A 19,055-nucleotide genomic window follows, 5' to 3' on the forward strand; every position below is an offset into this window, starting at 1 on the left:
CTTCTCTCCTTCAGAGTCAACCCCTTTTTCAGAAGTTTTCTCCGGCGACCCAGTTTCCTGTGTCTCCTGAACCGCCAGCCCGTTGCCGGTTTGCCGTGTCAGTGGAGGCGCATTATAGGGAGTTCTTCCGGGCTGACAAGTATTTCTTTGAATAAAATTACTGACCGTCTCTTTTTTAAACGAACGGGTTAAAAACAGGCATTTCCTGCCGGAATAACGCACAGAAAACCGCTCAAATAGCAAAAACGCGCATACCCAGCATTGTTGCCAATGCTATTCTTTTTCAATCTTACTGCTGGATAACCCTTAAAAGGATGCTCAATGATTCGATCCGCGCGCAGTATGGCCGGTCTGCCATGGATAGCTGCCATGGCATTTTTCATGCAGGCACTGGATGCCACCATTCTCAACACCGCTTTACCTGCTATAGCCACCAGCCTTGAACGTTCTCCCCTTGCGATGCAATCCGCCGTCATTAGTTATACGTTGACTGTTGCCATGCTAATTCCCGTCAGCGGTTGGCTTGCCGATCGCTATGGCACGCGCAAAGTATTTATTGTGGCGGTTTCGCTATTTACGTTGGGTTCACTGGCTTGCGCATTCTCACAAACGCTTTCAATGCTGGTTATCTCGCGCATTATTCAGGGTGTCGGCGGTGCGATGATGATGCCCGTTGCGCGACTTGCTTTGTTACGCGCCTATCCGCGCAGTGAATTATTGCCTGTGCTTAATTTTGTCACTATGCCGGGTTTGGTCGGCCCAATACTGGGTCCTCTGCTCGGTGGGGTAATGGTGACTTACGCCACGTGGCACTGGATATTCCTGATTAACATTCCTGTCGGCATTCTTGGCATTTTCTATGCGCGAAAATATATGCCGGACTTCACCACGCCTAAACGTCGCTTCGATTTCCTTGGTTTTATGCTGTTTGGCTTTGGATTAGTGATGATCTCAATCGGTATTGAGTTATTTGGTGAGCGTATCGTCTCTGCCTGGCTGGCCGCAGGCATATTGTGCAGCGGAGTTTTATTACTTCTTCTTTATATAATGCATGCGCGCCGTCATCCTTCACCGCTGATCAGCCTACCCATGTTTAAAACCCGCACCTTCTCAGTCGGCATTATTGGCAATATCGCTTCGCGTCTGGGTACTGGATGCGTGCCGTTTCTCATGCCATTGATGCTGCAAGTTGGTTTTGGTTATTCGGCGATTATTGCTGGATGTATGATGGCACCTACCGCAATCGGATCGATTTTGGCTAAATCAACGGTAACGCAGTTGCTGCGCTGGTTTGGCTATCGTCGTGTGTTAGTCAGCATCACCGTCATTATCGGTATTCTGATCGCCACGTTTTCGCTACAGTCACCCGCAGAAAGCGTTTTCCTCTTATTAATACCGCTGTTTATTCTTGGCATGGCAATGTCGACACAGTTTACGGCGATGAACACCATAACTTTGGCCGATTTAGATGATGACAACGCCAGCGGCGGCAACAGCGTGCTTGCCGTAACGCAGCAGCTGGCGATCAGTTTTGGTGTTGCCGTCAGCGCCGCGGTGCTGCGCTTTTATCAGGAGTTTGAAACCAGCACTGTGCAGCAATTCCATGAGACCTTCCTGACAATGGGTGTGGTCACCGTATTGTCAGCGCTGACATTCATGATGCTGCGCAATGGCGATGGCCGCAATTTGATCAGCAATCGCGATAAAAAGAAGAAAAAGGCTTAAGCGGAGCCGCGTACAATCAGTTCCGGCGTCAGCACCAACGTTTGCTGGCTGACGTCGGGATCGCGCAGACGATGGATCAAGGTATCAATCGCCAACTCGCCCAGTTCATTTTTTGGCTGATGGATGGTACTTAACGGCGGCGATAAATAACGCGCCAGTTCGATATCGTCATAGCCCATCACCGCCATGTCCTGAGGAATCTGCAATCCCGCCTGATACAACGCATGATAAACGCCAACCGCCATGGCATCGTTACTGGTGAACACCGCTTGAGGAGGGGTTTCAAGCGCGAGCAGCTCAATCATCGCGTTGTAGCCGCCCTGGAATTCAAAATCTCCCTTCACTATATATCCCGGCAAGATATCCAGACCATTTTTCGCCATCGCATTCTGATAACCCTCAAGACGCATGCGCGCCGGGGTTTTATCCAGTGGTCCCGCAATGCAGGCGATTTGCGTATAACCGCTGTCGATTAAATGCTGCGTGGCCAGTTCGCCGCCCAGTAAGGCATTATCCTGAATAATGTCGCCGCGCCCTTCAAACGGCGCCCAGTCCATCATTACGGTAGGAATAGAAGGATAGCGGTTGAGAATATCCGCTGAAGGTAGATGACTTTCCGTGCACATGATCAGCAGACCATCAACACGCTTTTGCAGCAAGGTTTCCAGGCTACGATTCATCCGCTGCTCATCGCCTGCAGTATTACACAAGATCAGACTGTATCCGCGTTCATAACAACTGTCTTCCACGCCGCGTACCACTTCGGCATAAAATGGGTTACTGCTGGCGGTAAGCAGCATGCCGATAGTGTGCGTTTGGTTGATCTTCAAGCTGCGTGCCAACGCTGAAGGCGCATAGTTCAGTTCGCGGATGACTCGCTCAACTTTTTCACGTACGCCCTCGCTCACAAAACGATTGTTATTAATAACGTGAGAAACGGTTGAGGTTGAGACGCCCGCTCTACGGGCGACATCTTTCATGGTAGCCAAGCGCTTAATCCTGCTGTTGCAAAAAATCATCGATTTCCGCGCGCCACGGCACGGAAGGCTGCGCGCCCGGACGCGTTACGGCAATGGCAGCGGCAGCATGGGCGAAGCGCACTGCATTATGCATAGCTTGACCTTCCAACCGTGCAGTAATAAACGCGCCATTAAACGTATCGCCCGCCGCGATGGTGTCTACGGCCTTGACGCTGAAACCCGCAATACGCTGGCCATTGCCCTGTTCACTCAGCCATACGCCACGACGCCCGAGAGTAATCAACACTGTTTCAATGCCCTTCGCATGCAGCGCTTTAGCTGCCTGGGCCGCATCGTCATCACTTTTTACCGCAATCCCCGTCAGGATTTCTGCTTCGGTTTCGTTCGGGGTAATGATGTCAATCAACGCGAGCAGTTCATCTGACAGCCTGGTCGCTGGGGCAGGATTGAGAATGACCTGCGTTTGATGTTGACTGGCGATTTTGGCTGCCGCCAATACGCTTTCCAGCGGTGATTCAAGTTGCATTAATAACGCATCAGCCTGCGCAATGATTTGCTGATGACGTTCAACGCAGGCTGGCGTTAACGCGGCATTTGCACCTGAATAGATACCAATGTTGTTCTCGCCTTCGCCATTCACGAAAATCATCGCCACACCGGTAGATTCATTCTCAACGCTTTCCACTGACGCAACGTCAATGTTGTCCTGCGCCAGCTGCTGACGAATGCGCTCGCCAATATCATCAGCGCCCACGCAGGCGATAAACGCGATATCCGCGCCTGCGCGCCCAGCGGCAACGGCCTGATTCGCCCCTTTGCCACCAAACGCAATGTGATACTGCGTCCCGATCACCGTTTCACCGGGACGCGGAAAGTGCGACAAATTAAGGATGTGATCAGCATTGATGCTGCCAAGAACGGTCAGTTTTGAGTTTTTGCTCATAGGGAATGATCCAGAAAGAGTGCGCCACCGGAAAGGTGGCGCAATGCCCTGCTTTTCTTTGATTTATTGACTAACCAGCTTCAGGTCAACTGGATTAACCGCCTGCACTTTTTCGCTCTTTAGCACTTTATCAGCGGTATCAACGCCAATCATGCCAATTTTGTCCGGCATCTGTGCCACAGTCGCTGACAGTTTGCCCGCTTCAACCGCTTTAACGCCATCAGCAGTGCCGTCAAAGCCGACCACGATCACATCTGTTTTACCCGCAGTTTGCAGCGCACGCAGTGCACCTAACGCCATTTCATCATTCTGGGCAAACACAGCTTGCACGTCAGGATGCGCCTGCAACAGATTCTGCATCACGTTCAGACCTTTAGTACGGTCAAAATCTGCCGGCTGGCTGGCAAGGATCTGGAATTTGTGCGCATCGGCGGCTTGTTTAAAGCCTTCGCCACGTTCGCGCGCCGCAGAAGTGCCAGCAATGCCCTGCAGTTCGATGATTTTTGCATTTTCACCGACTTTCTTAGCGATGTAGTCACCTGCCATTTTGCCGCCAAAACGGTTGTCAGAGGCAACGTGACTCACCACGCTGCCTTGTGATGCCACACGATCAAGGGTGATAACAGGAATCTTGGCCTGATTAGCCATTTTCACTGCATTGCCAACTGCATCGGAATCTGTTGGGTTAATCAGCAGCAGCTTGGTGCCGCGTACTGTTAAATCTTGCACGTTAGCCAGCTCTTTTGCTGGGTTGTTTTGCGAATCCAGCACGACCAGGTTGTAACCCAGCTTGTCAGCTTCTTTTTGCGCCCCATCTTTCAACGCAACAAAGAATGGGTTATTCAGCGTAGAGACAACCAGCGCGATAGTCTCCTTTGCCATTGCGCCAGCACTTAATGTAGCGCCAAGAATGACAGCCAGTGCGGTCAACTTTTTCATCATTTCATCCTGTGTAAAGGTCAGAGTTATTTACTGCTTTTATTATCCACCAGCACCGCGAGCAGGATTACCACCGCTTTAACGATCATCTGGTAGTACGAAGAAACGCCCATCAGGTTCAGGCCGTTGTTCAGAAAGCCCAAAATCAGCGCACCAATTAACGTGCCGACAATCCGCCCTTTACCGCCTGCCAGGCTGGTTCCACCTAACACCACCGCAGCGATAGCATCCAGCTCATAACCGGTTCCTGCCGTTGGCTGCGCTGAGGACAAGCGCGCCACTTCAATGGTGCCTGCCAGCGCCGCTAACATGCCGCACAGGGAATAGACGATCACTTTGACGCGGTTCACATTGATGCCGGATAAGCGCGTTGCCGCTTCGTTGCCACCCAATGCATAGATGTAACGTCCAAGGCGGGTGTGATGCAGCATGTACCAGGCAACGATAAACACGATCGCCATCAGCCAGACCGGCGTGGGAATACCCAGCGGGCGGCCGATACCGAACCAGCCAAACAGATCAGCGTTATCGTTGAAGCCGGTATTAATGGGGCTACCGTTGGTATAAACCATCGTGACGCCACGCAGCAGCAGCATCATTACCAGCGTGGCGATAAACGCCTGCACTTTGCCGCGCGCCACAATCGTGCCCGTTACTGCACCAATTGCAGCACCCAGCGCCAGCGAGGCCGCTACCGCCGTTAGCGCATTGACTTCCAGCCCCACCAGCGATGCAGCTACCGCGCCGGTTAGCGCCAGTAACGAGCCCACCGAGAGATCGATGCCAGAGGTTAAAATCACCAACGTCATGCCCACCGCCATAATGGCGTTGACCGAGGTTTGCTGCAGGATGTTGAACACGTTAGCGATGGTAAAGAAGTTCGGACTTTGGCTCGCGACAACGGCAATCAACACGATCAGCGCAATCAGCGATTTTTGCTCCAGCAGCCACTCTTTGCTGAACCAGCGACGGCTGGAAGGTAAGGTTTGGGTACTCATACAACTAAATCCTCGCTGTGTTGCTTGCCAACGGCTGCCGCCATCAGGCTTTCCTGAGTGGCTTCTTCACGGGTAAATTCGCCGCTTAAATGGCCTTCATGCATCACCAGAATGCGATCGCTCATGCCTAACACTTCCGGCATTTCCGACGACACTAAAATAATGCTCAGCCCTTCGGCTTTGAACTGGTTAATTAACTGATAAATCTCTTTTTTTGCGCCAACATCAACACCGCGCGTTGGTTCATCAAGGATCAGCACATGGGGCCGCGTCATCAAACCACGCGCAATCGCCACTTTTTGCTGATTACCGCCAGAAAGCAGGCCAATCGGCTGCTCCATCGACGGGGTTTTGACGTTAAACAGACGAATAAAATCGCCTACCGCAAGTTGCTCTTCAGCATGCTTCAGGCTGCCACCGCCGCGGCTGAAATAACGCAGCGCGGTTAAAGACATGTTCTCTTTTACTGACATACCCAGCACTAAACCGTCACGTTTACGATCTTCCGATATATAAACGATGCCGTTTGCCAACCCATCCTGCGGTGAACGCGTGACGACCTCGCGTCCATCCAATAACACGTTGCCTTCACTACGCGGCAATGCCCCGTACAGCACTTTCATTAATTCGGTTCGACCCGCGCCCATCAAACCGGAGATGCCAAGGATTTCGCCTTTACGCAGCGTGAAGCTGACGCCGTTTACGCCTGGTCCGCTAAGGTTTTCTACTTTTAAACGCACGTCGCCTGGCGCTTGATCGAGGCGAGGATATTGATCTTCCAGTTTGCGTCCGACCATCATCTCGATCAGGCTCTCTTCGGTAAGATCACTTACCGCACGCTCGGCAATAAACTGGCCATCGCGGAACACGGTGACGTCATCGCATATCTCGAAAATTTCTTTCATACGATGCGAGATATAAACAATGCCGCAGCCCTGCGCTTTTAATTCGTTGATCACGTTAAACAGCGATAACGTTTCGGTGTCGGTGAGCGCATCAGTCGGCTCATCCATGATAATGACCTGCGACTCAAAGCTGATGACTTTGGCGATCTCCACCATTTGTTGATCGCCGATCGACAAATCGCCCACCAGCTTGTGGCTGTTAAAACGCAGGTTAAGCCGATTCAGTAAGGCATCCGCTTCGGCATGCATACGTTTCCAGTCGATGCGACCAAAGCGGTTGACGAATTCGCGGCCAAGGAAAATATTCTCCGCCACGCTAAGTTGAGGAATCAGGTTAAGTTCCTGATGAATGATACCGATGCCCGCTTCCTGGGAAGCTTTTGGTCCGCTAAAGGTGGTTTCTTTCCCCAGCCACTTTAGCGATCCCGCATCACGGCTGTAGATGCCGGTCAGCACTTTCATCATGGTAGATTTGCCCGCGCCGTTTTCTCCCACCAGCGCCATAACGCGTCCGGGGTAAACAGCCAGCGAAGCACTTTTCAACGCTTTCACGCCAGGGAACGATTTTTCAATCCCGATGAGTTGCAGTAACGGTTGCATAGCGGCCTCAGAAGGTCACACCGGCGCTCAGGATGACATTCGCATACGGAGAACACTCTCCGCTGCGAATGACCGCCTGACTACGCTGAGTATGTTGTTTGAACTGTTCATGGCTGGTGTAACGTACCGCGATGGTATTCCCCTGGTGCTGTTGCAAGGCTTCGAGCACAGCGAGCAGCGCGCTGTGGAGCTGCGGATTGTGCAGCTTAATCTCTTCCGCAATCAGGGCACTTTCTACCTGCATCTCCAGCGTGACAGCATTGACCACCTGCATAAAATCGGGCGTGCCCGGCGTAAGCGCCAAGTCAATACGTTGTGGCCCGGCCGGAATCGGCAAGCCTGCATCGGCAATGGTGAGCGTATCCGTATGACCCAAGCGGGCAATCACATGAGAGAGTTCAGCGTTTAACAAGCGACCTTTTTTCATCTATTCACTCCACAGCGAAACGTTTCGCTGGCTGCAGTGTATGAAATGTATAAAGCAACTCAATCGGCAAATGAAAGAAGTGTGATCGCTATCGAAACGTTTCGCTTCAGCGGGAGAGAATTTGTCTTAGGGGACAGGAGAAAGGAAAGAATGGACCGCCGCAGCGGTCCTGAAAGCAGGATTTAAGGCAGTTTCTTCACTTGCTTAACGTCCAGCTCAATGCTGTTGAAATCTTTGTCTAGCTCACCCGTCAACTCAACGCGGTCTTTCGGCGAAATGGTCTGTCCATTCCAGCGCTTGTGATCAATTTCGACTTTCATGGTGCCGGTTTGATCACGGAACTGATAATCCTCGTCACCAATCTGCTTTTCCAACTGACCACGTACAGTGATCCAGCTGTCATCTTTCATCTCTTCAGCCTGTTTTACGGTGACAACGCTGGTGTTGTCCGCATTAAACCCACCTTGTTTAACCTGGGCAGCAGGCGCATTAGGATCGACAAATCCACCTTGCTGAGCAGCAAAAACCGGCGCAGAGGCCAACATAACAACAGCTAACAGTGCGGCTTGCTTTTTCATCATTCCACCTCTTGTCCATGAATGTATTTCGTTTTGATGCATACAGTTAAGCACAAGGTTCTTAACAGGATCTTAAGGATAAAAAATAGCCGAAATAGAGTGAAAGCTGCTGTACAAGCTTGGCTGTGCTTCGTATAAAGCCCTTTCTATCGGGGGAAAATCGATGCGCATTTTATTAATCGAAGACGATCGCTTAATTGGCGATGGCATCAAAGCGGGACTGAGCAAATTAGGATTCAGCGTTGACTGGTTTGTCTCCGGCGAAGCAGGATTTCAGGCGTTAGCCGCTGCACCCTGGGATGCGGTCATTCTCGACCTCTCTCTGCCGGAACGTGACGGACTGGATATTTTGCGTCAATGGCGCCAGCAGGGCCACGATGTGCCGGTGCTGATTCTCACCGCGCGCGACGCGCTGGATCAGCGAGTCGAAGGTTTACAGCTCGGTGCAGATGATTACCTTTGCAAACCTTTTGCCCTAACTGAGGTGGCAGCACGTTTACAGGCATTGATTCGTCGTCGTCATGGTCAGGTTCAACCCGAACTGCGCCACGGCAATGTGGTGCTCTCGCCCGGCCACCACAGCGTGATGATGAACGGCGAAGCGATTGAACTGAAAAGCCGTGAGCTAGCACTGCTCGAATTATTTATGCTTAACCCCAGTCGCGTCCTGACGCGCAGCCAGCTAGAAGAGAAGCTCTATAACTGGGATGACGACGTTTCCAGCAATGCGATAGAAGTCCACATTCATCATCTGCGCAAAAAATTGGGCAGCCGTTTCATTCGCACCGTTCACGGCGTGGGTTATACGCTGGGGGAAGCGGCATGCGATCAATGAGCCTGTTCCTGCGCCTTGGCATTGGCTTTGTTTTGCTGCTGGGCGTTTGCTGGGGCAGCGCCAGCCTGAGCGCATGGTATCAAACGCGTGAAACCATCAATGAACTGTTCGATACTCAACAGATGCTGCTCGCTAAGCGCCTGCTTAGCCTGGATTTTGCCACACTGGATAATGTCTCTCTGCCTAAAACCAAACGGCTGCTACGTCATAATCGTGGCGATCAGGATGATGATGCGTTGGCGTTTGCCGTTTTTTCTCGCGATGGCAAACAGGTGCTTAATGATGGCGATAACGGCAAACATCTCCCGTTTGAAGCAGATTATCAGGGCTTCCGTGATGGACGTTTAGATAATGATGACGATCGCTGGCGCTTTGTCTGGCTGACCACCGAGGACCAGCAGTTCCGCGTGATTGTCGGTCAGGAATGGGAATATCGCGATGACATGGCAAAAGATTTGGTCAACGCCAGCGTCTTGCCGTGGCTGATCGCGCTGCCGCTGATGCTGTTATTGCTCATTGGCCTGGTGTGGTATGAGTTGCGTCCCCTGAAGCGGCTGGCGCAGCAGCTCACCCAGCGTGAGCCCGATGATGACACCCCCTTAAACCCCAAACCTTTACCTAAAGAGGTACAGCCGCTGATCGTGGCATTAAATGGCTTGTTCAGCCGTATCAGCGCCATGATGCATCGCGAACGCCGCTTTACCTCCGACGCAGCCCACGAACTGCGCAGCCCATTGGCCGCACTTCAGGTTCAGAGTGAAGTGATTCAACTTGCCGCTGATGATGAAGCCATGCGTACCCATGCATTACAACAACTGGATGCCGGTATTACGCGCGCCACGCGATTAGTGGATCAATTACTGACTCTTTCGCGCGTCGAAGCGGATGACGCCCGCAGTGCTTTTCAGTCGGTTGATCTACAACGAACCTTGCAAGATACGCTCATTGCTCAATTGCCGTTGGCTGACAACGCTGGGGTAACGCTACGCTTACACGCGCAGGCTGAACCGGTAATTCAGGGACACCCGTTACTGCTCTCGCTGCTGGTGCGCAATCTGTTGGATAACGCGATTCGCTACACGCCTGCGGGAAGTGACGTTGATCTCTGGCTGGAAGCCAATAGCTTACGCATTGAGGATAACGGTACAGGCGTGAGTGAAGCCGATTTACAGCGCTTAGGAGAACGTTTTTGGCGGCCAGCGGGACAGGAAAAAAGCGGTAGCGGTTTGGGATTATCCATTGTGCGCAACATTGCGCATCTTCATGACATGCAGATTGCCTTTAACCAGCGGCAAGGCGGCGGATTGTGCGTCACCTTGCGCTGGTCATCTCACGCCCTAATCAGTGGCGCACCCGCTTAAATCTCGACCTGCGTTCCCAGCTCAATCACACGATTGGGCGGGATCTCAAACTGATCAGGCGCACGTAATGCGTTTCGTTGCAGCGCCAGGAACAGCTTGCCGCGCAACCTCAAGTACCACGGACGTTTACCCATAATCAGCGATTCGTGCGACATAAAGAATGAAGTCTCCATCATGCGGCAGTTTAAACCTTCTAACCCGCAACGATGGAAAACTTCTACCACGTTCGGCGTTTCACGCCAGCCGTAGCTCGCGACAACGCGCCAGAATGTGGGTGAGAGCTGCTCAATCGTGACGCGACGTACATTATGCACGTAAGGCGCATCTTCCGTACGTAACGTTAATAACACCACACGTTCATGCAACACTTTGTTGTGCTTGAGATTATGCAGCATAGCGAAAGGAATCACATTCAGTGCACGCGACATATAGACCGCAGTGCCCGGTACGCGAACCGGCGGTGATTTCTCGAGTGACGCGATCATCGCTTCAAGTGAATTTCCATGCTCATGCAGACGTCGCAACAGGCGGAAACGCTCACTTTTCCAGGTTGTCATGATGATAAACATCACTAATCCCAGACAAAGCGGCAGCCAGCCACCGGAGAAAATCTTAACCAGGTTGGCAGTGAACAGCGGAATATCGATACACAGCATCAGTACCAAAATGACGCCAACCGCTAGCTTCTGCCAATGCCAGTTTTTGATCGCCACAGTGCAGGAGAGAATGGATGTCAGCACCATAGTGCCAGTTACCGCAATACCATACGCCGCTGCCAGATTACTTGAATGTTCAAAGCTGACGATGACAATCACCACAGCAAAATAGAGCACCCAGTTGATAACCGGAATGTAGATCTGACCCGATTCCATTTCTGAAGTATGGATGATACGCATGCCTGGCAAATAACCCAGACGAACCGCCTGACGCGTCAACGAGAACACACCAGAAATCACCGCCTGTGAAGCAATCACCGTTGCCAGCGTGGCCAGGATCAGCATAGGAATCAGCGCCCATTCTGGTGCCAGCAGGAAGAACGGATTTTTTATCGCTGCGGGATCGCTGAGCAGGAGTGCACCCTGACCAAAATAGTTCAGCACCAGTGAAGGCAGCACCACCGAGAACCAGGCGAGTCGAATCGGTATTTTGCCGAAATGCCCCATATCCGCATACAACGCTTCAACACCGGTAATCGCCAGCACCACCGCGCCAAGCGCAAAGAATGAGATGGTTTTGTAGTGCAAAAAGAAGTTAACCGCATGTGCCGGATTCAGCGCCTGCAACACTTCTGGGTTTTTCATGATGCCATTGACGCCCAGCACCGCCAGCACCAAAAACCACAGCAACATCACCGGTGCAAACAGTTTACCGACAATGCCAGTGCCATGTTTTTGAATCATAAACAGCAGCGTTAATACGGCGATAGAAAGCGGTACGATAAAGGGATCCAGCGACGGTGCAGCAATCTCCAGCCCTTCTATCGCTGACATCACAGAAATAGCGGGCGTGATCACCACTTCACCGTAGAAGAAGCTGCCACCAATCAGCCCCATAATCACCAGCACAGCAGTGGCACGAGCGCCAGTATTGCGGCCTGCCAGCGACATCAGCGTTAAAATTCCGCCTTCACCCGCGTTGTCGGCACGCATGACATAGCTGATGTACTTAAGCGACACCACCAATACCAGCAGCCAGAAAATCAGTGACAGAAAACCAAATACGGCTTCACGTTCCACACCAAAACCGAACTGACCTGAAAGGCATTCACGCAAGGTATACAGCGGACTGGTACCGATATCTCCGTAAACTACACCAATAGCGGCCAGCGTTAATCCACCAAGCGACTGCTTCTTATCCGAGCTCATAGAGTTATCTTTTGTTGGAGTCAAAGAGGCACAAAACCGCTCGCTCAAGCCTCTAAAAAGCGCACAGTATGCACGTATTCCAAAAAAATCCCATCCTTGTAAACCGTCTGGTTATCTGCCATCCGGCTCTTTTTACCTTAAAATAAGCGGGTTAAGCGGGGTTTAAGCCTTGTTGAACCTTCTGAAACAAAAAAGCTGACAGCTATCAACGCTTTCACGCATCATAATCTATAAAGTGTTGCGTTCGCTAAGCGCGGCAGCTTGATGATCCTAAGGACAATGATGTGATTATGGCTCAACCCCATCTTTTGGCAGAAAGAATTTCTCGCCTCAGCAACGCATTAGAAAAAGGCTTATATGAGCGTCATCATGCCATTCGCCTCTGCTTGCTGGCCGCCCTGAGCGGTGAAAGCGTATTCCTGCTGGGGCCGCCGGGCATTGCAAAGAGCCTGATTGCCCGCCGCCTGAAATACGCCTTCCAGAATGCTCGCGCCTTTGAATACCTGATGACCCGATTTTCTACGCCGGAAGAGGTGTTTGGTCCGCTGTCGATTCAGGCACTAAAAGATGAAGGGCGTTATCAGCGTCTTACTAAAGGCTATTTGCCGGATGCCGAGATTGTTTTCCTTGATGAAATATGGAAAGCCGGCCCGGCGATTTTGAATACGCTGCTTACGGCCATTAACGAACGCCGCTTCCGTAATGGTGATAGCGAAGAAAAAATCCCGATGCGTCTGCTGGTGACTGCATCCAACGAATTGCCTGAAGCGGACAGCGGACTGGAAGCGCTGTATGACCGCATGTTAATCCGCCTGTGGCTGGATAACGTGCATGAGAAACAGAACTTCCGCAGCATGTTAACCCACCAGCAAGATGAAAACGCCAATCCGGTAGCGGAAGGGCTGCGCATCAGCGACGAAGAGTATCTGCAATGGCAGCAAGGCATTAGTCAGGTCAATTTACCGGACAACGTTTTTGAACTGATCTATCAACTGCGCCAGCAGCTGGAAAATCAGCCGCAAGCGCCTTACATCTCCGATCGTCGTTGGAAAAAAGCGATTCATCTGTTGCAGGCCAGCGCGTTTTACAGTGGCCGAACCACCATTGCGCCGATTGATTTGATCCTGCTGAAAGATTGCTTGTGGCACGATGTCGCCTCAATGCAATTGCTGGATCGTGAAATCGATCAATTGATGACTCAGCACGCCTGGCAACAGCAGCCGATGCTGCTCAAACTTCAGCAAATCAAAACGCGCCGTATGGCGTTGCAGCAGCAACAAAGCGTGTCACAGGCGATCACCCTGGAGAAACACAGCGGAATGTTCAGCCGCAAGCCGCATTACGATCTGCCCGAAACGTTTACTGATGAACAACTCACTTTAATGCTGCAACAGCCGCTGACGCTGCATGACATGCAGGTCACGCACATTGTTATTGCGCGTGATGCACTTAATCAATGGCTGCTGAAAGGGGGCGACGTTCGCGGCAAACTCAACGGTATCGGTTTTGCTCAAACGGTGGATTTACTGGTTGATGCGCAGCATTGCCTGGCGGTACGTGATGTTAGCCTGCAAGCGACTCGCCTGACGCTGCCGGGTATTAGCAACAACAATGAATTGCCCACTGAAATCGTTGAAGCGCTGGATGAGTTGGATGCGCAACTTCGCGCCCAGCGCCATCTGTTTAGCCAACACCAGCGCTGTTTATTTATCAGCGATGACTGGTTTGCGCGGGTTGAAAGCAGCCTGCAAGATGTAGCAGAACAGCTAAAACAGGCGCGTAAATGATTTCGGTTGAGACGCTAAGCACGCTGCTTTCAATCGGCGAAACTGAACTGATTGAAGAGTTGATTATCGCGCTGCTGGCGTCTCCCCAATTTGCTCTGTTCTTTGAAAAGTTTCCGGGCCTGAAGAAAGCGCTGTTGCGCGATGTGCCGCGCTGGAAGGCAGAAATTAATGCGGAACTCAAAGCCACGCCCGTGCCGGAAATGCTGTCGCAGGAATTTCAGCTCTTTCAACGGGTGCAACTGCTCAGCCACCACGAATTTAACCACCAGCTTTCGGACACGCTAGATACGCTGGATCGCCTGCCTTCCCCTTTTATAGAAGAAGCCAATCGGCTGCTTCACCACACTGAAGCACGCCAGCTCAGCTCGGCGCAGCACACGCTTTTTTTACAGCGCTGGCGGCTTAGCCTGACGTTGCAAACTCTGACGTTGAATGAGCAATTGCTGGAACAGCAGCGTGAACGCCTGATAGCAGAGTTGCAGCAGCGCATGGCGCTAAGCGGCCAACTCGCACCCCTGTTAAGTGACGATGATGAAGCCGCAGCGGGCCGGTTATGGGATATGAGTAAGTCGTCGCTACAACACGGCGATTATGAGTTGATGCTGCAATATGGCGATTTTCTGGCGCAGCAGCCGGAGCTAATGAAGCTGGCCCAACAACTGGGTCGCAGTCGCGAAGCAAAATCAGTGCCGTCAAAAGAGGCGCCGATGGAAGCCTTTCATCATCTGGTGCATGAACCTGATGCTGTGCCAGAAGAGGTCAGCGGTATTCATCAAAGTGATGATGTGCTGCGTCTTCTGCCGCCAGAGCTGGCCGCGCTGAGTATCAGCGAGCTGGAGTTAGAGTTTTATCGGCGGCTGGTGGAAAAACGGTTACTGACTTATAAGTTGCAGGGCGATGCCTGGCACGAAAAGGTGACGATGCGCCCGGTAAGCCACCAGCAGCATGAAGAGCAGCCGCGCGGTCCGTTCATTGTCTGTGTTGATACGTCGGGTTCCATGGGCGGGTTCAATGAACGCTGCGCCAAAGCCTTCTGCCTGGCTTTGCTAAAAGTGGCGTTGGCCGATCGCCGTCGCTGCTACATCATGTTGTTTGCTCACGATGTCATTGGCTATGAATTAACCGGCGATGATGGTCTGGAGCAGGCGATTCGCTTTCTTAGCCAGCGTTTTCGTGGCGGCACCGATCTGGCCGCGTGTTTGTCGTCGGTGGTAAAACGTATGGAAGGCACTATCTGGCAGGAAGCTGATGCCGTTATTGTGTCTGATTTTATCGCTCAGCGCCTGCCGGAAGAGGTCATCAGCGCGATAAAACAACGTCAGCGTCATCATCAGCAACGCTTCCATGCTGTCGCTATGTCGACGCATGGCAAACCCGGTATTTTGCGCATTTTTGATCATATCTGGCGATTCGATACCGGAATGAAAAGCCGCCTGTTGCGTCACTGGCGGCGCTAAGTCATCAGGCAGAAATCCTTATTTGCTATAGTGAGTAATCGCATTTACTTACTCAGCAATCTGGAGCTTTCTGTGACACCAGCCCAATCTCATCGCGATCTGCTTGCGCCGACGCGTACTTTGCTGCTCTCCGGCCATAACGTAGAACAAAAACGTGCCGAACTGTTAGCGTACTTTACCCAAACCTGGGAACAGTACGAAGACTTGTTTACCTGTCTTGCCGATCAGCGCGCCTGGTTCAATAAAGCCATCCCACTGCGCCATCCTCTGATCTTCTATTTTGGTCATACCGCCACTTTTTACATTAATAAGCTCATGGCGGGTCGCTACATTGATGCACGCTTAGACGATCGCATAGAAGCGATAATGGCGATTGGCGTTGATGAAATGAGCTGGGATGATCTCAACGACGACCATTATGAATGGCCAACCATCGAAGAAGTACGTGATTACCGCGGCAGCGTAAAAGCGCTGATCAGTAAATTTATTCAAACCATGCCGTTGGAATTGCCGATCAGCTGGGACAGCCCAGCGTGGATTATTTTGATGGGCATTGAACATGAGCGTATTCATCTGGAAACCTCCAGTGTATTGATACGCCAACTGCCTATTGAATGGGTCAAACCTCAGCCGCAATGGCCCGCTTGCCCAAACGCGCGTCATGCTCGCAATAGCGTTCCCGCCAACACGCTGGTTGAAATGCCCGGCGGCCGCATTACCTTAGGTAAAACCGATGATACTTACGGCTGGGATAACGAATATGGAACGCAGCACGTCGGACTGAAGCCGTTTAAGGCCAGCAAAATGCTGGTGAGTAATGCTGAGTTTTTTGAATTCATCAGCGCGGGCGGTTATCAGGATGTACGCTGGTGGGATAATGAAGGCTTAGGCTGGCGCGAATTTGCGCAGGCAGAAATGCCTACTTTCTGGGTCGGCACCCCAACGATGCCCGATCAGCTGAAACTGCGCTTGATGACGGAAGAGGTGACCATGCCATGGGATTGGCCAGCCGAGGTGAATCAATTGGAAGCATCCGCTTTTTGCCGCTGGAAAGCTGACCAAACCGGAAAATCTATTCAGCTTCCATGCGAAGCGGAATGGGCGCAGTTGCGTGAGCAGGTTGAAGGCGATCAGCCGAACTGGGAACGCGCACCGGGTAATATAAACCTGGCGTATTGGGCCTCTTCCAGTCCCGTTGATCAATTCCCGCAAGGTAACTTTTTCGACGTGATCGGCAATGTCTGGCAATGGACGACAACGCCGACTAGCGGCTTTGAAGGCTTTAGAGTGCATCCTTTATACGATGACTTCTCAACGCCAACCTTTGACGGTAAACATACCTTAATCAAAGGCGGCAGTTGGATCTCCACCGGTAATGAAGCGCTGAAGTCGGCGCGCTACGCTTTCCGTCGCCACTTTTTCCAGCATGCGGGTTTTCGTTATGTTGTCTCTTCACATCAAGAGAGCATGACGATTAACCCGTATGAAACCGACAGTATGGTGTCGCAATATCTCGACTTCCAATATGGTCCATGCTATTTCGGCGTAGAGAACTATGCAGAAACGTTGGTGAATCTGGCGTTGCAGCACACCTCTTTACGTGGCAAGGCATTGGACATCGGCTGTGCCACCGGGCGTGCCAGCTTTGAACTGGCTCGTCACTTCGACAGCGTTGTAGGTATGGATTATTCAGCACGCTTCATTGATGTGGCGCTGCAGTTAGCCAGTGGCGAAGAGTTCCGCTATGTGGTGCCTGAAGAAGGTGAGCTGGTGGAATATCGTCAGGTGCGCTTGAAAGATTTGAATATGGGAAGCGAGTTCGCGCAGCGGATCCAGTTTGTGCAGGGTGATGCCTGTAACCTGAAGCCGCAACCACAGCAATATGATTTGGTGTTGGCATCCAACCTGATTGATCGCCTGCGCCAGCCGAAGCGTTTCCTGCAGGACATCACGCCCATGATCCGTTCGGGCGGTATGCTCGCTCTCTCTTCGCCTTATACCTGGCTGGAAGCGTTCACGCCAAAAGAGAACTGGCTTGGTGGCGTGCGCGAAAATGGCGAAGCGCTAACGACCTTACAAGCGCTGCAGCGTCTTTTAGCGGCGGATTTTGAACAGGTTGGCGCACCACAGGATGTGCCGTTTGTTATCCGTGAAACGGCGCGTAAATTTCAACACACGCAGGCGCAATTAACCCTCTGGCGTAAGCGTTAATCTACCCGGCAGCGGTATTCACCGCTGCCGATACATTGCCTAATCCCCCGTTTTGCTGCACATTCTCAACAGTTCAATGAAGAAGTAACATAAAGAGGATGGCAATGGCCGAACATCTGCAACTGGATAACCTGGATCGCGGCATTTTGAATGCGCTGCTGGACAACGCACGCACGGCATATGCTGAACTGGCAAAACAGTTCAACGTCAGTCCGGGCACCATTCATGTGCGCGTAGAAAAGATGAAACAGGCTGGAATTATTCTAGGTACGCGCGTTGAAATCGATCCACGACAGTTGGGCTTCGATGTGTGCTGTTTTATCGGCATTATCCTGAAAAGTGCCCGCGATTATCCTGCTGCGCTGAGCAAGCTTGATGCACTGGATGAAGTTGTTGAAGCCTGGTATACCACCGGCCATTACAGCATCTTCATTAAAGTGATGTGTCGTTCTATTGATGCGCTGCAGCAGGTACTGATCAACAAGATACAGACAATTGACGAAATTCAGTCGACTGAAACGCTGATCTCGCTGCAAAACCCGATCATGCGCACCATCAAACCCTGATCCATCCCCTGCCTTGTGCACAACCTTATCCCCTGTGAATGCGCCGTCTCCCAACGGCTGCGTTCGCATCCTCCGATCTATTAACCCTGTTGTCCACAGGTGGATCACTGCTTGATCACAGCGTACAATGCTCGCCTTTAGTTCAGGAGAGCATGATGGCCGATATTACTTTAATCAGTGGCAGCACCTTGGGAAGCGCCGAATATGTCGCTGAACATCTCGAAGAAAAATTGCAGGAAGCTGGCTTCTCAACGCAGATGCTGCATGGGCCGGAACTGGATGAAGTGCCGCAGGAAGGCGTCTGGCTGATTGTCTCCTCTACTCACGGCGCAGGTGAACTGCCTGATAATCTTGTGCCGTTTTATGACGCTATTAATGAAAGCCAGCCCGATCTGTCTGGCGTGCGCTTCGGTGCCGTTGGTATTGGCAATCACGAGTACGATCTTTTTTGTGGCGCGATCCGTAATATAGAAACGCTATTGATCGTGCGTGGTGCTCAACGTATTGGCGAGCGCCTGGAAATCGATGTTCTTGAGCATGAGATTCCTGAAGATCCAGCTGAAGAGTGGATCGCGGACTGGAAAAGCTTGATTTGATCTGGCTGAGGATCGGGAATTAGCCACGATCCCCAGTGGAAGATGCTGATTTTATGCATTTGAAAGCCATCTGATTGTGGATAACTACCCCTTTTTCCTGCGTATAACCAGTAGTTATCCAAAGAACAACCCAAGTCTATTTTTTGAGCTGTGGATAACTAGCCATTTTGATCTCAGGTTATACGTTGCAGGATCACCGATCATTAACAGCTAGTGATCTTATACATCCTGTTGTTTCATGAGCTTTTTTGAGACATATCCACAACAGATCGCGATCCTAAT

17 protein-coding genes are annotated in these 19,055 nt (G+C 51.6%); 8 read left to right on the forward strand and 9 right to left on the reverse strand.

The window, feature by feature from the left end; all coding sequences use genetic code 11:
• A partial coding sequence (locus tag SC127_RS01120) for a hypothetical protein (protein ID WP_332624904.1) occupies positions 1 to 222 on the reverse strand: 222 nt, incomplete at its 3' end.
• Between the two features lie 99 nt (positions 223 to 321).
• Between SC127_RS01120 and mdtD the strand changes: the two genes are divergently transcribed.
• Positions 322 to 1,725, forward strand: coding sequence for a multidrug transporter subunit MdtD (gene mdtD / locus SC127_RS01125; protein ID WP_215848113.1), 1,404 nt, complete (start codon positions 322 to 324; stop codon positions 1,723 to 1,725).
• On the opposite strand, the gene rbsR is transcribed toward mdtD, so the two are convergent.
• The 7 genes from rbsR to SC127_RS01160 all read right to left on the reverse strand — a co-directional run bounded on the left by rbsR (position 1,722) and on the right by SC127_RS01160 (position 8,095).
• Positions 1,722 to 2,705: a ribose operon transcriptional repressor RbsR gene (gene rbsR / locus SC127_RS01130; RefSeq protein ID WP_243079827.1), complete on the reverse strand. Its 984-nt coding sequence runs from the start codon at positions 2,703 to 2,705 to the stop codon at positions 1,722 to 1,724. The two genes, mdtD and rbsR, sit on opposite strands and share 4 nt — an antisense overlap.
• 13 nt (positions 2,706 to 2,718) lie before the next feature.
• Positions 2,719 to 3,648, reverse strand: coding sequence for a ribokinase (rbsK, locus tag SC127_RS01135; RefSeq protein ID WP_215848112.1), 930 nt, complete (start codon positions 3,646 to 3,648; stop codon positions 2,719 to 2,721).
• Positions 3,649 to 3,711: 63 nt separating this feature from the next.
• Positions 3,712 to 4,587, reverse strand: a complete 876-nt coding sequence (gene rbsB / locus SC127_RS01140; RefSeq protein ID WP_215848111.1) for a ribose ABC transporter substrate-binding protein RbsB — start codon at positions 4,585 to 4,587, stop codon at positions 3,712 to 3,714.
• A 26-nt stretch (positions 4,588 to 4,613) separates the two neighbouring features.
• Positions 4,614 to 5,585, reverse strand: a complete 972-nt coding sequence (gene rbsC, locus SC127_RS01145) for a ribose ABC transporter permease (RefSeq protein ID WP_215848110.1) — start codon at positions 5,583 to 5,585, stop codon at positions 4,614 to 4,616.
• Positions 5,582 to 7,090 carry a ribose ABC transporter ATP-binding protein RbsA gene (rbsA, locus tag SC127_RS01150; RefSeq protein WP_332624905.1) on the reverse strand — a complete coding sequence of 503 codons (1,509 nt, stop codon included), beginning with the start codon at positions 7,088 to 7,090 and terminating at the stop codon, positions 5,582 to 5,584. The genes rbsC and rbsA overlap by 4 nt, the downstream gene beginning before the upstream one ends.
• A gap of 7 nt (positions 7,091 to 7,097) precedes the next feature.
• On the reverse strand, positions 7,098 to 7,517 hold the full coding sequence (gene rbsD / locus SC127_RS01155; protein WP_215848109.1) for a D-ribose pyranase: 420 nt from the start codon (positions 7,515 to 7,517) through the stop codon (positions 7,098 to 7,100).
• Between the two features lie 182 nt (positions 7,518 to 7,699).
• Positions 7,700 to 8,095 carry a YgiW/YdeI family stress tolerance OB fold protein gene (locus tag SC127_RS01160; RefSeq protein WP_215848367.1) on the reverse strand — a complete coding sequence of 132 codons (396 nt, stop codon included), beginning with the start codon at positions 8,093 to 8,095 and terminating at the stop codon, positions 7,700 to 7,702.
• Positions 8,096 to 8,258: 163 nt separating this feature from the next.
• Here SC127_RS01160 and qseB point away from each other — a divergent pair, with 163 nt between their 5' ends.
• Positions 8,259 to 8,930, forward strand: a complete 672-nt coding sequence (gene qseB, locus SC127_RS01165; RefSeq protein ID WP_332624906.1) for a quorum sensing response regulator transcription factor QseB — start codon at positions 8,259 to 8,261, stop codon at positions 8,928 to 8,930.
• Positions 8,918 to 10,291, forward strand: a complete 1,374-nt coding sequence (gene qseC, locus SC127_RS01170) for a quorum sensing histidine kinase QseC (protein ID WP_332624907.1) — start codon at positions 8,918 to 8,920, stop codon at positions 10,289 to 10,291. Before qseB ends, qseC begins: the two co-directional genes overlap by 13 nt.
• Here the strand turns inward: qseC and kup are convergent.
• On the reverse strand, positions 10,288 to 12,156 hold the full coding sequence (gene kup, locus SC127_RS01175) for a low affinity potassium transporter Kup (RefSeq protein WP_243079818.1): 1,869 nt from the start codon (positions 12,154 to 12,156) through the stop codon (positions 10,288 to 10,290). The genes qseC and kup overlap by 4 nt on opposite strands.
• 290 nt (positions 12,157 to 12,446) lie before the next feature.
• On the opposite strand from kup, the gene ravA reads away from it, so the two are divergent.
• The 5 genes from ravA (at position 12,447) to mioC (ending at position 18,773) form a co-directional block, all read left to right on the forward strand.
• Positions 12,447 to 13,943, forward strand: a complete 1,497-nt coding sequence (gene ravA / locus SC127_RS01180; RefSeq protein WP_243079817.1) for an ATPase RavA — start codon at positions 12,447 to 12,449, stop codon at positions 13,941 to 13,943.
• Positions 13,940 to 15,400: an ATPase RavA stimulator ViaA gene (viaA, locus tag SC127_RS01185; protein WP_243079816.1), complete on the forward strand. Its 1,461-nt coding sequence runs from the start codon at positions 13,940 to 13,942 to the stop codon at positions 15,398 to 15,400. The genes ravA and viaA overlap by 4 nt, the downstream gene beginning before the upstream one ends.
• Positions 15,401 to 15,472: 72 nt before the next feature.
• Positions 15,473 to 17,611: a 5-histidylcysteine sulfoxide synthase gene (ovoA, locus tag SC127_RS01190; RefSeq protein WP_332624908.1), complete on the forward strand. Its 2,139-nt coding sequence runs from the start codon at positions 15,473 to 15,475 to the stop codon at positions 17,609 to 17,611.
• Positions 17,612 to 17,715: 104 nt separating this feature from the next.
• A complete protein-coding gene (asnC, locus tag SC127_RS01195; protein WP_215848108.1) occupies positions 17,716 to 18,177 on the forward strand; it encodes a transcriptional regulator AsnC in 462 nt (153 codons plus the stop codon).
• A 155-nt stretch (positions 18,178 to 18,332) separates the two neighbouring features.
• On the forward strand, positions 18,333 to 18,773 hold the full coding sequence (gene mioC / locus SC127_RS01200; RefSeq protein ID WP_332624938.1) for an FMN-binding protein MioC: 441 nt from the start codon (positions 18,333 to 18,335) through the stop codon (positions 18,771 to 18,773).
• Positions 18,774 to 19,055: the final 282 nt, after the last annotated feature.

It is taken from the genome of Pantoea sp. T14, from assembly GCF_036663535.1.
Classification (GTDB): domain Bacteria; phylum Pseudomonadota; class Gammaproteobacteria; order Enterobacterales; family Enterobacteriaceae; genus Pantoea; species Pantoea phytostimulans.

Coding starts and splice junctions, on each gene's coding strand:
- mdtD (WP_215848113.1), top strand. CDS start 322: ATGATTCGATCCGCGCGCAGTATGGCCGGTCTGCCATGGATAGCTGCC.
- rbsR (WP_243079827.1), bottom strand. CDS start 2,705: ATGAAAGATGTCGCCCGTAGAGCGGGCGTCTCAACCTCAACCGTTTCT.
- rbsK (WP_215848112.1), bottom strand. CDS start 3,648: ATGAGCAAAAACTCAAAACTGACCGTTCTTGGCAGCATCAATGCTGAT.
- rbsB (WP_215848111.1), bottom strand. CDS start 4,587: ATGAAAAAGTTGACCGCACTGGCTGTCATTCTTGGCGCTACATTAAGT.
- rbsC (WP_215848110.1), bottom strand. CDS start 5,585: ATGAGTACCCAAACCTTACCTTCCAGCCGTCGCTGGTTCAGCAAAGAG.
- rbsA (WP_332624905.1), bottom strand. CDS start 7,090: ATGCAACCGTTACTGCAACTCATCGGGATTGAAAAATCGTTCCCTGGC.
- rbsD (WP_215848109.1), bottom strand. CDS start 7,517: ATGAAAAAAGGTCGCTTGTTAAACGCTGAACTCTCTCATGTGATTGCC.
- SC127_RS01160 (WP_215848367.1), bottom strand. CDS start 8,095: ATGAAAAAGCAAGCCGCACTGTTAGCTGTTGTTATGTTGGCCTCTGCG.
- qseB (WP_332624906.1), top strand. CDS start 8,259: ATGCGCATTTTATTAATCGAAGACGATCGCTTAATTGGCGATGGCATC.
- qseC (WP_332624907.1), top strand. CDS start 8,918: ATGCGATCAATGAGCCTGTTCCTGCGCCTTGGCATTGGCTTTGTTTTG.
- kup (WP_243079818.1), bottom strand. CDS start 12,156: ATGAGCTCGGATAAGAAGCAGTCGCTTGGTGGATTAACGCTGGCCGCT.
- ravA (WP_243079817.1), top strand. CDS start 12,447: ATGGCTCAACCCCATCTTTTGGCAGAAAGAATTTCTCGCCTCAGCAAC.
- viaA (WP_243079816.1), top strand. CDS start 13,940: ATGATTTCGGTTGAGACGCTAAGCACGCTGCTTTCAATCGGCGAAACT.
- asnC (WP_215848108.1), top strand. CDS start 17,716: ATGGCCGAACATCTGCAACTGGATAACCTGGATCGCGGCATTTTGAAT.
- mioC (WP_332624938.1), top strand. CDS start 18,333: ATGGCCGATATTACTTTAATCAGTGGCAGCACCTTGGGAAGCGCCGAA.